Origin of the sequence: Clostridium sp. SGI.024 (genome assembly GCF_050315195.1) — a bacterium.
GTDB lineage: Bacteria > Bacillota > Clostridia > Clostridiales > Clostridiaceae > Clostridium.
The window spans coordinates 1-14310 of the sequence record NZ_JBNPON010000073.1; the positions used below are offsets into that span (position 1 = coordinate 1).

The following is a 14310-nucleotide window of genomic DNA, read 5'->3' on the forward strand; positions in this document are numbered from 1 at the left end:
ATGAAAATTTAGGAGGAAATAATATGAAACTACCATTTAAAATATCTTTACGTTTTTTAAGCTCTAGTAAAGGGCAAACTTTATTAATTGCTATTGGAATAGCTATAGGAGTATCTGTACAAATTTTTATAGGAACTCTTATAGACAGCTTACAAATTGGTTTAGTAAACAAAACCATAGGGAATTCTCCCGAAATAAAAATAACTTCTACAAAAGATGATAAATTAATTAGTGACTATAGTGATATTCAATCCAAAATTGATAATGAAAATATTGGTATTACTAATTTATCTTTATCAGCAGATAATCCTGCATTAATAAAAACTACCGATAATAATTTTTCAGTTTTATTAAGAGGAATGAATATTGATGATTCTGATAAAATTTATAATATAAAGGAACGAATTTATGAAGGGAAAGAAGCTACAAATGACTATGAAACTATAATTGGTAAAGAACTTCAAAATGAACTTGGAGTTCAAATAAATGATTACATCACAATAACTTCAAATAAAGGGGCAACAACAGATTTAAAAGTAGTTGGGTTTTATGACTTAGGAGTAGCATCTCTTAATAAGTCTTGGTTATTAACAACACTTTCTACATCCCAAGAAATTTTTTCATTAGGAGATACTGTTACTACATTAGAAATGCAAACTACTGATTTATTTAATGCAGATGTTATAGCTAGTAATCTATCTTCAACTCTTGGTAATGATTTAAAAGTAACTAATTGGAAAGATGATAATGCTGAATTATTAAGTGGACTAAACGGACAAAGCGTTTCAAGCATAATGATACAAGTTTTTGTATTAATTTCAGTAGTTCTAGGAATTGCAAGTGTATTAGCAATAACTGTTCTTCAAAAATCTAAGCAAATAGGAATATTAAAAACAATGGGAATCAAAGATAAAGATGCAAGTTTAATATTTTTATTCCAAGGCTTAATACTTGGTGTAATTGGTGCTTTTATAGGTGTTGCACTCGGATTATTACTAGGATTTATGTTTAGTAAATTTGCATTAAATCCTGATGGAACACCTGTAGTAAAACTATTCTTTGACTTTAAATTTATAGCTTTCTCAGCAGTAATTGCTGTATTATCATCAACAATAGCAGCATTAATACCTGCTAGAAGATCATCAAAACTTAATTTATTGGAGGTAATTAAAAATGGCTAAAATAGTATCATTAAATAATATAAATAAATATTTCGGAAATGTGGTTAAAACTCAAGTTTTACACGATGTTAATCTATCATTTGAAGAAGGTACATTTAATTCAATTATAGGAGCATCTGGAAGTGGTAAAAGTACTTTATTAAATCTAATAGGTACATTAGATAAACCTTCTACTGGAGAAGTATATATAAATTCTAGAAGAACAGACACACTTAAGAAAAATGAACTTGCAGAGCTTAGAAACGAAACTATAGGATTCATATTTCAATTTCATTACCTTTTACATGAATTTACTGCTCTTGAAAATGTATTAATGCCTTATAAAATTAAATCATCAAAGGTTTCAAAAGAAGTTATTCAAAGAGCTGAATATTTATTAGACTTAGTTGGATTATCTAAAGTTAAAAATAATCTTGCAGTTAATATGTCAGGCGGGCAGCAACAAAGAACTGCTATTGCAAGGGCACTAATGAATAATCCTAAAATAATATTAGCTGACGAACCTACTGGTAACCTTGATTCAGAATCAAGTAAAACAATATATAATATTATGAGAGATATAAATAAGAAATTTAATACTACATTTATTATTATAACTCATGATGATAGGATAGCTCAAAAAGCTGATAGAATAATTGAAATTAAAGATGGAAGAATTATTCAAGATAAAATAGTTAATGAAATTATAGAAGCTATAGATAAAAAAATAAGAACGGCTTAAATAATGCATGGAGCTGAGCACTACTTTTAGTGTATCAGCTCCAATTTTTTTATTAGAATTTAGGACTTATTTCTGAAGCTTGAATTCTTTTCAAATCCTTTTGTCTTAATCTTGTTTCTTCCATTATCTTATCCCAAGATTCACCTGCTATAAGCATTTCTTTAGCTCTAGAATAAGCTTGATTTTTATTTTCTCTATTCATACTTTCCTCCAATAAAACTAAACTTATATTTTTCTACATATTTATTATTTAGAAAAACATAAGTATTTATTACAAAATCTAATTATTATTTTTTTAGTGAATTTATACCCTCTATTATCAACACCAATTTAAAACAGAGCAAAAAATAAAAATAAACCTCTCATCTTATTTATAATTGTGAGAGGTTATTAGTATTTCAATTTTTAATTATAACTAAAAAATTTATATTTGATTTCTATACTATCCCAATATCATTTCTATAATATTTATCTTTAAAATTAACTTTTTCAATAGCTTTATATGCATCTTCTCTAGCTTCTTCAATAGTATTTCCTACACCAACTACTGATAATACTCTTCCACCATTAGTTTTTAATATTTCATCTTCAAGCTTTGCACCTGCTATAAAAACCTTATCCTTAACTTCCTCTTTAATATCTATTGAATAACCCTTAACAAAAGAACCTGGATAACCTTTAGAAGCTAATACTACATTTATACAAGTTTCAGGCTTCCATTTAATTTCTAAATTATATAGTTCCTCGCTTAGTGCTGCTTCTATAACTTCAAGTAAATCACTTTCCATTAAATAAAGAACAGATTGAGTTTCTGGATCACCCATTCTTACATTATACTCCAAAAGATATGCACCTTTTTTAGTTATCATAACTCCAAAAAATATAATGCCTTTAAAATCAAATCTTTCTTCTTTTATGCCTATTAAGGTTTTATTCATAATATTTTCTTCAAAATCTTTAAAAACCTCATCTGTCACATACGGATTTGGTGCTAAAACACCCATTCCACCAGTATTAGGTCCTTTTCCACCATCAAAGATTTGTTTATGATCTTTTGCTGAAATAAATGGAACTATAGTTTTACCATCCGTAATAGAAAGAATAGATGCTTCTACTCCCTCTAAAAATTCTTCTATTACTATTTTTTGTCCTGCGCCTTTAAATATGTCATCTATCATAAATGATTTTACTGCATTTATTGCCTCTTCTTTACTTTCACAAATAGAAACACCTTTTCCAGCTGCTAATCCATCTGCCTTAACTACTATAGGATAATTACATACTTCTAAATACTCTAAAGCTTTATCAGAATCATAAAAAACTTCATATTCTGCAGTTTTAACACCATATTTTTTCATAAAATCTTTTGAAAAACTTTTACTACCTTCAAGCTGTGCAGCTTTTTCACTTGGTCCAAAAATTTTAAGTCCCTTTTCTTTAAACTTATCTACTATTCCTTTAGTTAATGGATCTTCTGGCCCAACAACTGTTAAGTCAACACAATTATTTTTAGCAAATTCTAATAGTTTCTCTATATCATTTACATCTATATTTACGTTTTCACATTTATATTCTATTGCAGTTCCACCATTTCCAGGAGCCACATATATTTTCTCCACTTTATTATTCTTAGCTAATTTCCATGCTAATGCATGCTCTCTACCACCAGATCCAATTAATAAAATTTTCATAAAAATCCCCCTTAGAAAATTAAAAATGTAAAATGTAGAATGTAGAATTATTGTTGAAATTCCACGGGAATTTCCTGAATATAATAACTCAACTACGTTGAGTTATTTCCACAATTCTACATTTTTCATTCTTCATTCTTCATTACACTAATCTTTGATTAGTGTTTAAAGTGTCTTATACCTGTAAATACCATTGATATTCCATGTTCGTTACAAGCATCTATTGACTCTTGATCTCTTACTGATCCACCTGGTTGAATTATAGCTTTAATTCCATTCTTAGCACATTCATCTACTACATCTCTAAATGGGAAGAAGGCATCTGATGCTAATACTGTAGCACCTTTTCCTCTTTGAAGTGCTTCTTCTGTTGCCCATATTCTATTAACTTGTCCGCCACCAATTCCTACTGCTACTCCATCTTTTATTGCAACTATTGCATTAGATTTAACATATTTTACTACTTTCATTCCAAATAATAAATCTTTCATTTCCTTTTCTGTAGGTGATTTTTCAGTAACTACTTTTAAATCTTCTATTAATCTAGTATCTTCTTCTTGAACTAAAATTCCTCCATCTACAGTTACCATATATTTTTTTGCATTAGGTTTATTATTACATTTTATTACTCTTAAATTCTTTTTACTTCTTAATACTTCTAAAGCATCTTCATCATAATCTGGAGCTGCTACTACTTCTAAGAATATTTTAACCATTTCTTCTGCTGTAGCTTTATCTATTTTTCTATTTATTGCGACTATACCTCCAAATATTGAAGTTGGATCTGCATCATGAGCTTTTTTATAAACTTCATAAGGAGTTTCTCCTATTGCAACTCCACAAGGAGTATTGTGCTTAAGTCCACAACAAGCAACTTCATCAAATTCACAGGCAACCTTCCAAGCAATATCTAAGTCTTTTATATTATTGTAAGATAATTCCTTACCATTTAATATTTCAAAACTATTCATTGCTCCATCAAATTCATTACAGCTATAATAAGCTGCACTTTGATGTGGATTTTCTCCATATCTTAAACTTTGTTTTTTCTTATATGAAATTGAAAGGTATTCTGGATACTCTTCATCTTCAAGTAAAAAGTTAGATATAGCTGCATCATATGCACTCATTAAATTAAATACTTTTCCTGCTAATTTTTTTCTTAATGCTACAGAAACATCTCCACTTTCATTAATTTCATTTATAACTAATTTGTAATCTTCTTTATCAGATATTACAATAACATCCTTAAAGTTTTTTGCAGCTGCTCTAAGCATAGTAGGTCCACCAATATCAATAAACTCTACTTTTTCATCAAAGCTCAAATTTTCTCTAACCTTTTGGAAGAAAGGATATAAATTAACTATTACCATATCTATAGTTTCTATATTTCTTTCCTTAATTGTATTCATATGCTCTTCATTATCTCTTATAGCAAGAATACCTGCATGTATTATTGGATGAAGGGTTTTAACCCTACCATCTAGCATCTCTGGGAAATTAGTAACTTCATTAACTTCTATTACATTAATTCCATTATCTTTAAGATGCTTATATGTTCCACCTGTAGATATTATTTCTACTCCCTTTTCTTGCAAAAACTTAGAAAAATCTAAAATACCATCTTTATCAAAAACACTAACTAAAGCTCTTTTTATCATATAAAAATCCCTCCTACTTAATGGATAATTCATAATGCGTAATACGTAATTGTTATTAAAATTCCTTCCGAATCTCTTTAATTTCTAACTCAACAAAGTTGAGTTATTTCATAAACTATTACTTCTTCACTATTACTTATTACTTCTTCACTATTACTTATTACTTATTACTTATTACTTCTTCACTATTCACTTATTCTTGTTTTTCCATTTATAATTTGAACTTTATTTTTGCTTATTAATTCAATTGCTTTTGGCAATAAAATATGTTCTTTTTCTAAAACTCTTTTTTGTAGTTCTTCTTTAGTATCCTCAAAATATACTGGTACAACTTCCTGAAGAATTATTGCTCCCCCATCTACTTCTTCATTAACAAAATGTACTGTACACCCTGTAAATTTAACTCCTGAATTAATTACTGCTTCATGTACTTTTAATCCATACATCTTAGGTCCACAAAAACTTGGTATTAATGATGGATGAATATTAATTATTTTATCCTTAAACTCTTTCAATAAATTTCCTTCAAGTATTGAAAGATACCCTGCTAAAACTATTAAATCAACCTTCCCCTTAGTTAATTCTAAAATTTTATCAGATGTTTTATTTCCGTATTTCTCTTTAGATATTATATAACTTTTTATCCCCTTAATTTTCGCTCTCTCTAATGCGTATATTCCTTCTTTACTTCCTATAACCATTTCTATCTTACAGTTTAAACTTCCATTATCTATAGAATCTATTATTGATTGAAGGTTGGTTCCTCCCCCTGATGCAAGTACTGCTATCTTAAACAACAACCCTCACCTCCAGATGTTACATAACCTATTTCATAAGCTCTTTCTCCCATTTCAATCAATGCTTTTATAATAGGATCCACATCTTCTTCATTAACGCATAATACAAATCCGATTCCCATGTTAAAAGTATTATACATATGATCTTTATCTACACCTTTTTCTATTATTTTTTCAAATATTAAAGGTAATGGATAACTATCTTTATTTATTACAGCTGTTAATTCTTTAGAACTGAACATTCTTGGGACATTTTCAATAAATCCTCCCCCTGTAATATGAGCCATTCCTTTTATTTCAAAGCTTTCGAGTAATTTTAAAACTGGTTTCACATAAATTTTTGTAGGTGTTATTAAGGTTTTCCATGCCTCTTTACCACCTATATCTTCATTTAAGTCTGTAAATAATTTTCTTACTAAAGAGTATCCATTTGAATGTAATCCTGAAGATGAAATACCAATAAGTTTATCTCCTACTTTAATATCTTTTCCATTAATTATCTTATCTTTATCTACTATTCCAACTGCAAATCCAGCCATATCATATTCTCCATCTCTATAAAAACCTGGCATTTCTGCAGTTTCTCCACCAACTAATGCACACTCCCCTTGTATGCATCCTTCTGATACTCCTTTAACTAAATCTGCCGCTACTTCTGCTTCAAGTTTTCCACAAGCTATATAATCAAGAAAAAATAATGGCTTAGCTCCATGGCATAAAATATCATTAACACACATTGCTACACAGTCTATTCCAACTGTATCATACTTTTTAGTTTTAAATGCAATATCAAGTTTTGTACCAACTCCATCTGTTCCTGATACTAAAACTGGCTTTTTATATCCTTCTGGAAGCTCAACCATTCCAGCAAAGCTTCCAAGTCCATTTAACACATATTCACTCATAGTCTTGCTTGCATATTCTTTTATTAATTTAACTGATCTATATCCCTCTTCTATATTTACTCCAGCTTCTTTATAAGTTATCATTTCACACACTACCTTTCAGAGTTATTTTGCTCCTTCTATAGGAGTTGCTACTGGATAAATTCCATTAAAGCATCCAACACAATATTCACAATCATTTTTAAAGCACTTATACATTCCTTCCATGCTTAAATATCCTAATGAATCTGCTCCTATAGTTTCATTAATTTCTTCTATAGACTTTTCTGCTCCAATTAGTTGACTTCTATAGGGAGTATCTATACCAAAATAACAAGGAAACTTAACTATTGGAGAAGCAACTAAAAAGTGTACTTCCTTAGCTCCAGCTCTTCTTAAGGAATCCACTAAGTGCTTTGAAGTAGTTCCCCTTACTATAGAGTCATCAATTAATATAACCCTTTTACCACTTATATTTACCTTTAATGGATTTAACTTAACTGCTACCGCCTTTTCTCTTATTTCTTGAGATGGTGTTATAAAGGTTCTACCTACATATCTATTTTTTACAAAACCAGTATCATATGGTATTCCAGATGCTTTTGAATATCCTATTGCTGCTGGTATACCTGAATCTGGAACTGCAACTACTACATCTGCCTCTATTTTATGCTCTTTATATAACTCTTCACCAGCTCTTACTCTTGTATAATGAACATCAAGACCATCTATAGTAGAGTCTGGTCTAGCAAAATATATATATTCAAAGGCACAAGTTTGACATTGTGTATTTTCAGAATACTTATAGGATTTAATACCCTTATCATCTATTATAATTATTTCTCCTGGTTCAATATCTCTAACTAATTCTGCTCCTATTGCATCTAATGCACAACTTTCTGAAGACAACACATATCCATCTTCAAATTTCCCTAGACATAAAGGTCTTATTCCATGTGGATCTCTAACTCCTATTAGTTTATCTTCTGTTAATATAACCATAGCAAAAGATCCTCTGACCGCTTGGATAGCATCAAATATTGCTCTTTCTATTCCTTTTTTAGCACCTCTTGCTATAAGATTAGCTATTACTTCAGAATCTATAGAAGTATGAAATATATGTCCTCCATCTTCTAATAATTCTCTTATTACATCTGCATTTACTAAAGTTCCATTATGAGCCATAGCTATTGCTCCAAGCTTTGATTGACTAAGTAATGGTTGTGCATTTTCAATTCTAGTATCACCACTTGTAGAATATCTGACATGTCCAATAGATATAGAGCCTTTAAGCTCATTTAAATTTTCCTTAGAAAAAGCCTCTGTAATAAGACCCATTCCTTTATGAATATTTATAGTCTCTCCATCTGAAACAGCTATACCTGCACTTTCTTGTCCTCTATGTTGAAGAGCATATAGTCCATAATATACCATAGATGCAACATCCATAGGTTTATTAGAATATATTCCAAACACACCACATTCATCTTTAAATTTGTCATTACTTGGATCCAGTATTAAATTTGAATTCAAAAAAACACCCCCGTAAATAATTAATAATGTATTATTTCTGCATTCTGTTTAGTATTTCTACATAAGCATCTTTTACATTACCTAAATCTCTTCTGAATCTATCCTTATCTAACTTTTCTCCTGTTGTTGCATCCCAGAATCTACATGTATCTGGTGATATTTCATCTGCTAATAAAATTTCTCCATTGTATCTACCAAATTCTAATTTGAAATCTATAAGTCTAATATTTTGTTTAATGAAAAATTCCTTTAGAATTTCATTTATCTTAGCAGTCATTTCATAAATCTTATTTAATTCTTCAAAGGTAGTAGCACCAATTCCAACTGCATGATAATCGTTAATTAATGGATCTCCAAGTGAATCATCCTTGTAAGATAGTTCAAAAACTGTTGTTTTAAGCTCAAATCCTTCTTGAAGTCCAAGTCTCTTTGCCATTGAACCTGCTGCTACATTTCTAACTATAACTTCTAATGGAACTATCTCAACTTTTTTACATAATTGCTCTCTTTCATTTAATTTCTTTATAAAATGAGTTTTGATTCCATTTTCATTTAGCATTTCAAATATCATTGAAGTAATAGCGTTATTTAAAACTCCTTTATCTTCTATTTGTCCCTTTTTCTCTCCATTAAAAGCTGTAGCATCATCTTTATAATAAACTATAACTTCATCTTCCTTATCTGTAGCATATATCTTCTTTGCTTTTCCTTCATACATCATTTCTAATTTTTCCATTATAAATCTACTCCTTCTCCATTTTCTTCTATAAACTTCTTTTTCATATCTATTCTGAATTTATTTAATTTTTCTCTTAATTCTTTATCTTTTATAGCAAGCATTTGAACTGCAAGCATTCCAGCATTATAACTATTATTTATTCCTACTGTAGCTACTGGAATTGATTTTGGCATTTGTACTATTGAAAATAAAGAATCCATACCTTCAACTGCACCATTAATTGGAACTCCTATAACAGGCATAGTTGTTTGAGATGCTATAACACCTGGTAAATGTGCTGCAAGACCTGCTCCTGCAATAACTACCTCACATCCATTTTCTTCTGCTTCTCTTAGTGTTTCAGTTAATTTTTCAGGAACCCTATGTGCCGATAATATGTATGCTTTAAAATCAACACCAAATTCTCTTAAACAATTAGCTGCTCCTTTCATTACATCAGTATCAGATTTACTTCCAAAAAATATCGCTACCTTCATATAAAAACCACCTTTCATTTAATGCATTATTTTAGGTAACACCTATTCGGCTTCGCTCATAGGTGTAAGTTCAGCTAGGCCAAATCATAGATTTGGAGCCAATTTAGGTAACACCTATTCGGCTTCGCTCATAGGTGTAAGTTCGGCTAAGCCAAATCATAGATTTGGAGCCAATTTAGGTAACACCTATTCGGCTTCGCTCATAGGTGTAAGTTCGGCTAAGCCAAATCATAGATTTGGAGCCTTACTTATAGTAATTTACTCCTGCTTTAAATATCTTTTGATCAAAGTTTCCTGGTATATTTTTATATAGATCCTCTCCTATTCTTTCTGAATGACCCATTTTACCAAGAATTCTTCCATCTGGACTTGTTATTCCTTCTATAGCTAACATTGAACCATTTGGATTATACGGCATGTCCATAGATATATTTCCATTTACATCGACATATTGAGTTGCTATTTGTCCATTTTTACTTAATTGTTCTAATACTTCTTTAGGTGCTACAAATCTTCCTTCCCCATGAGAAATGGCAACTGAATGTATGTCTCCTAAATTTACTTCACTAAACCAAGGTGATTTATTTGAAGTGATTTTTGTTCTTATAATTGAACTCATATGCCTATTAATCTCGTTATAAGTTAATGTTGGCATATTTTCATTAATATCAACTATTTCACCATAAGGTACTAACCCAAGTTTAATCAGTGCTTGGAAGCCATTGCATATTCCTAACATTAGACCATCTCTATTTTTTAATAAGTCCATTACAGCATCTTTAATTCTTTCATTTCTAAATACATTTGCTATAAATTTACCTGATCCATCTGGTTCATCGCCAGCTGAAAACCCTCCAGGTAACATAATAATTTGACTTTTTCTTATTATCTCTTCCATCTTTAAAATAGATTCATTCAAAGATTCCTTGTTCATATTATTGAATACAAGCTCTGTAACTTCTGCCCCTTCCTTTTTGAAGGCTCTAGCACTATCGTACTCACAGTTTGTTCCAGGAAATACTGGTATAAATACTTTTGGCTTAGCTATCTTAATAGTAGGTTTCTTTATTTCTTTTGTTTCAAATAAATTTAATTTTATACTTTCTTTCTTTTCTTCAGTTTTTATCTTAAATACATCAGATAATTTTTCTTCTAGTATTTTTTCTAAATCATTAATATCAAAATTAATATCATATTCTTTGAAAATAATAGCCCCATTTTCATTAGTTTTACCTATTGCTTTATAAGCGCAACCCTTAAACTCATTATCTACATCAACATTGTTCTTAACTTCTAAAACTAAACTTCCATAGCTAAGTCCAAATAATTCTTCTTTATTTAATCCTTCTATTTCTACCCCAATTTTATTACCTAAAGTCATCTTAGTTAATGCTTCTACTAATCCACCTGCTTTAATTGCTGATGCAGAAATAACTTTTCCTTCTTTTATTAATTTATGAAGTCTCTTTAAATTATTCTTAAACTCTTCAATTTTTAATGTCATATCATCATTTTTCTCTGCAATTAATAAAACTAATTTTGAGTCTGTATTTTTAAACTCTGATGAAATAATATTTTTTGATTTCTCTACATCAATTGCAAATGCAACAAGTGTTGGAGGTACATCTAAATCCCCAAAGGTTCCTGACATTGAATCCTTTCCTCCAATAGCAGGTATTCCTAAATCCATTTGTGCCTTATATGCCCCAAGTAAAGCTGCAAATGGTTTTCCCCATTTTATCTCATTTTTCCCTAATCTCTCAAAATACTCTTGAAGTGTAAGTCTTGATCTTTTATAATTTCCCCCCATAGCTGAAAGCTTTGTTATAGCCTCAATAACTGAATAATATGCCATATGATATGGACTCCACATTCCTATCTCTGGATTAAATCCATATGTCATTAATGTAGCATCCTTACTCTCTCCATCTAATACTGGAATCTTCGCTGCCATTCCCTCTGCTGGTGTTTTTTGATACTTTCCACCAAAAGGCATAAGTACTGTTCCAGCTCCAATAGTTGAATCAAATCTTTCTACTAAGCCCTGTTGTGATGAAACATTTAACTTTCTTAATGTATTTAACCATTCTTCTTTTACATTTAAATCATCTTTAATTAAGAAAGGATATTTTTCTGGTGCCTTTACTTTTATATTAGTACTTTGTCTTGCTCCATTTGTATCTAAAAATTCTCTCTTTATATCTACTATATTATTGCCTCTCCAAAACATCTTAAGTCTTTCGGAATCTGTAACAACAGCAACTTGTACTGCTTCTAAATTTTCTTTATTTGATAATTCTATAAATCTTTCTTTATTATCTTCAGATACTACAACGGCCATCCTCTCTTGAGATTCAGAAATTGCAATTTCAGTGCCATCCAAGCCTTCATACTTTTTAGGAACTTTATCTAAATCTATATCTAAACCTCTTGTTAATTCTCCAATTGCTACTGATACTCCACCAGCTCCAAAGTCATTACATCTTTTTATCATTTTTGTTACTTCTTTATTTCTAAATAGCCTTTGAATTTTTCTCTCAACTACTGGGTTTCCTTTTTGAACTTCTGCTCCACATTCATTTATAGAATCTTCAGTATGTTCTTTTGATGATCCTGTTGCACCGCCTAAACCATCTCTTCCAGTTCTTCCGCCTAGTAAAATTACAACATCACCAGCTTTTGGTTCTTCTCTAACTACATTTTCTCTAGGTGCTGCTGCTATTACTGCACCAACTTCCATTCTTTTTGCTACATAGTTTGGATGATACACTTCAGAAACTTGACCTGTTGCAAGTCCTATTTGATTTCCATAAGAACTATAACCATGTGCTGCTCCTAATGTAATAGTTCTTTGTGGAAGTTTTCCTTTTAACGTTTTTTCAACACTAACTGTAGGATCAGCACATCCAGTAACTCTCATTGCTTGATATACATAAGTTCTACCTGATAAAGGATCTCTAATTGCTCCACCAAGACATGTTGCTGCTCCACCAAATGGTTCAATCTCTGTAGGATGATTATGAGTCTCATTTTTAAACATTACTAAATATTCTTCATTTCCTTTATTTGTTTCAATATTTACTTTTATTGAACATGCATTTATTTCATCAGAAACATCTAAATCATCTAAAAGACCTCTTTTTCTCATTTCCTTCATAGTAATAACAGCTATATCCATAAGAGTTTGATCTCTATTAGTTTTACCATATACAAAGTCTCTGGATTTTAAATATGCTTCATAGGATTTCACTATTGGCTTTGTATATAGTCCTTCTTCAATATTTACACTTTCTATTACTGTAGAAAAAGTAGTATGTCTACAATGATCTGACCAATAAGTATCTATAACTCTTATTTCAGTAATACTTGGATCTCTTCCCTCTTCTTTAAAATAATTTCTTATAAGCTTAATATCTTCTAAGCTCATAGCTAAGCTCATTTCTTTATGAAATTTTTCTATTTCTATGTCATTCTTATTTATAAATCCATTTAATATCTCTACATCCTTTGGTTTTGGAAGTTTTGAATATAATTCTAAATTATCTAGTTTAACTTCTCTAGAATCTACTGGATTAATATAATATTTTTTTATTTTATCAATCTCGTCTTCTAATAAATTACCTCTTAATACTATTATTTTTGTCCACTTAACTTCTAGCTTTTCTCCAGAAGTCAATATTGCATAACATTCAGAAGCTGAATCAGCTCTTTGATCATATTGACCTGGTAAATATTCTACTGCAAAAGCTGTTTCATCTTCCCTTAACTCAATATTATTCTCATATAGCTTGTCTACTGTTCTTTCTGAAAAAATAGTATGAAGAGCTTTTTTATAATCTTCTTCTTTTACTTCCCCTAATGTATATTTATTAATTAGTTTCACTGACTTTAATGCATTTACACCTAAGTTATTTTTAAAATCTTCTAATAAGCTTTTACCTTCTACATCATACTCGTCTTTTTTTTCTACAAATATACACCTCACCATGTACTCTTATACCTCCAAAGTTAATAGAATTTATATATACGAACATTTTCTTATAACAATTATTTTTTCTTCGTATTTTATACTTTAAGATTAGCATTCCAATATATCATTGTCAACATTTTCCTTGATTTTTATTGTATAATTCGTACTATAGCGAACATTGTAAGATTTTATTTCCCCTTTTGTTTTTATATTTTTCCTATTTTTCCTTTAAAAATTTATTTGTTATTGATATTTATTTTATTTTTTTTGCAAATACTAATACAGATATAAAAAAGGTGGTGTTAATCATGAAAAGAAATGCAAAAGATAATTTAAATCTCACTCTTGAGGAACTATGTAATTGTGAGAATCATTTAAATACTGCCTACTTAAATTCAGAAGAATCTTATAATAGAAATGAGATTCATGAAGCTCTTAAAGCTGTAGGTAGTGCTGTTGATGCTGCTCAAGAAGCTATTAGAAAATATAAAGACTAAAAGGAGTGTTTTCTTATGGGACATAGACCTAATGCGAAAGATGAATTGAAAAAAGCATTAAGTAATATCAATCATGCTCAAGAATTATTAAATGATGCTATTGATACTGTAGAACAAGATGAGAATAAACAATTATTACAAAATACATTAGCTAATGTAA

The 14310-nt window shown here is 29.7% G+C and carries 12 protein-coding genes; 3 read left to right on the top strand and 9 right to left on the bottom strand.

Features of this window, described 5'->3' with window-relative positions:
* Positions 1 to 23 precede the first annotated feature (23 nt).
* Positions 24 to 1181, top strand: coding sequence for an ABC transporter permease (locus ACQRD5_RS14920; RefSeq protein ID WP_320628138.1), 1158 nt, complete (start codon positions 24 to 26; stop codon positions 1179 to 1181).
* Positions 1174 to 1902 (top strand): ABC transporter ATP-binding protein, encoded by a 729-nt coding sequence (locus tag ACQRD5_RS14925; RefSeq protein WP_427747001.1) that lies wholly within the window; start codon positions 1174 to 1176, stop codon positions 1900 to 1902. Before ACQRD5_RS14920 ends, ACQRD5_RS14925 begins: the two co-directional genes overlap by 8 nt.
* 52 nt (positions 1903 to 1954) lie before the next feature.
* On the opposite strand, the gene ACQRD5_RS14930 is transcribed toward ACQRD5_RS14925, so the two are convergent.
* The 9 genes from ACQRD5_RS14930 to ACQRD5_RS14970 form a co-directional block, all read right to left on the bottom strand.
* Positions 1955 to 2104: a hypothetical protein gene (locus ACQRD5_RS14930; protein WP_291630680.1), complete on the bottom strand. Its 150-nt coding sequence runs from the start codon at positions 2102 to 2104 to the stop codon at positions 1955 to 1957.
* 235 nt (positions 2105 to 2339) lie between these two features.
* A complete protein-coding gene (gene purD / locus ACQRD5_RS14935) occupies positions 2340 to 3593 on the bottom strand; it encodes a phosphoribosylamine--glycine ligase (RefSeq protein WP_291630682.1) in 1254 nt (417 codons plus the stop codon).
* Positions 3594 to 3751: 158 nt separating this feature from the next.
* A complete protein-coding gene (purH, locus tag ACQRD5_RS14940) occupies positions 3752 to 5254 on the bottom strand; it encodes a bifunctional phosphoribosylaminoimidazolecarboxamide formyltransferase/IMP cyclohydrolase (RefSeq protein ID WP_291630684.1) in 1503 nt (500 codons plus the stop codon).
* Positions 5255 to 5439: 185 nt separating this feature from the next.
* The gene (gene purN, locus ACQRD5_RS14945) at positions 5440 to 6051 is read right to left on the bottom strand and encodes a phosphoribosylglycinamide formyltransferase (RefSeq protein ID WP_291630693.1); all 612 of its coding nucleotides are present in this window, start codon (positions 6049 to 6051) and stop codon (positions 5440 to 5442) included.
* Positions 6039 to 7040 (bottom strand): phosphoribosylformylglycinamidine cyclo-ligase, encoded by a 1002-nt coding sequence (gene purM, locus ACQRD5_RS14950; RefSeq protein ID WP_291630685.1) that lies wholly within the window; start codon positions 7038 to 7040, stop codon positions 6039 to 6041. The genes purN and purM overlap by 13 nt, the downstream gene beginning before the upstream one ends.
* Before the next feature lie 21 nt (positions 7041 to 7061).
* Positions 7062 to 8468: an amidophosphoribosyltransferase gene (gene purF, locus ACQRD5_RS14955; RefSeq protein WP_294188873.1), complete on the bottom strand. Its 1407-nt coding sequence runs from the start codon at positions 8466 to 8468 to the stop codon at positions 7062 to 7064.
* Positions 8469 to 8499: 31 nt separating this feature from the next.
* Entirely contained in the window at positions 8500 to 9204 is a 705-nt protein-coding gene (purC, locus tag ACQRD5_RS14960; protein ID WP_291630689.1) for a phosphoribosylaminoimidazolesuccinocarboxamide synthase, read from the bottom strand.
* On the bottom strand, positions 9204 to 9683 hold the full coding sequence (purE, locus tag ACQRD5_RS14965; protein ID WP_291630691.1) for a 5-(carboxyamino)imidazole ribonucleotide mutase: 480 nt from the start codon (positions 9681 to 9683) through the stop codon (positions 9204 to 9206). The genes purC and purE overlap by 1 nt, the downstream gene beginning before the upstream one ends.
* Positions 9684 to 9927: 244 nt before the next feature.
* The gene (locus ACQRD5_RS14970; RefSeq protein ID WP_320900739.1) at positions 9928 to 13671 is read right to left on the bottom strand and encodes a phosphoribosylformylglycinamidine synthase; all 3744 of its coding nucleotides are present in this window, start codon (positions 13669 to 13671) and stop codon (positions 9928 to 9930) included.
* 290 nt (positions 13672 to 13961) lie between these two features.
* On the opposite strand from ACQRD5_RS14970, the gene ACQRD5_RS14975 reads away from it, so the two are divergent.
* Entirely contained in the window at positions 13962 to 14150 is a 189-nt protein-coding gene (locus tag ACQRD5_RS14975; protein ID WP_291631550.1) for a hypothetical protein, read from the top strand.
* Positions 14151 to 14310 lie beyond the last annotated feature (160 nt).

Bases quoted from the DNA above. Each gene is read 5' to 3' on its own strand.
- purH (WP_291630684.1), bottom strand. From the start codon at position 5,254: ATGATAAAAAGAGCTTTAGTTAGTGTTTTTGATAAAGATGGTATTTTA.
- ACQRD5_RS14920 (WP_320628138.1), top strand. From the start codon at position 24: ATGAAACTACCATTTAAAATATCTTTACGTTTTTTAAGCTCTAGTAAA.
- purC (WP_291630689.1), bottom strand. From the start codon at position 9,204: ATGGAAAAATTAGAAATGATGTATGAAGGAAAAGCAAAGAAGATATAT.
- purM (WP_291630685.1), bottom strand. From the start codon at position 7,040: ATGATAACTTATAAAGAAGCTGGAGTAAATATAGAAGAGGGATATAGA.
- purD (WP_291630682.1), bottom strand. From the start codon at position 3,593: ATGAAAATTTTATTAATTGGATCTGGTGGTAGAGAGCATGCATTAGCA.
- ACQRD5_RS14925 (WP_427747001.1), top strand. From the start codon at position 1,174: ATGGCTAAAATAGTATCATTAAATAATATAAATAAATATTTCGGAAAT.
- ACQRD5_RS14970 (WP_320900739.1), bottom strand. From the start codon at position 13,671: ATGGTGAGGTGTATATTTGTAGAAAAAAAAGACGAGTATGATGTAGAA.
- ACQRD5_RS14930 (WP_291630680.1), bottom strand. From the start codon at position 2,104: ATGAATAGAGAAAATAAAAATCAAGCTTATTCTAGAGCTAAAGAAATG.
- ACQRD5_RS14975 (WP_291631550.1), top strand. From the start codon at position 13,962: ATGAAAAGAAATGCAAAAGATAATTTAAATCTCACTCTTGAGGAACTA.
- purE (WP_291630691.1), bottom strand. From the start codon at position 9,683: ATGAAGGTAGCGATATTTTTTGGAAGTAAATCTGATACTGATGTAATG.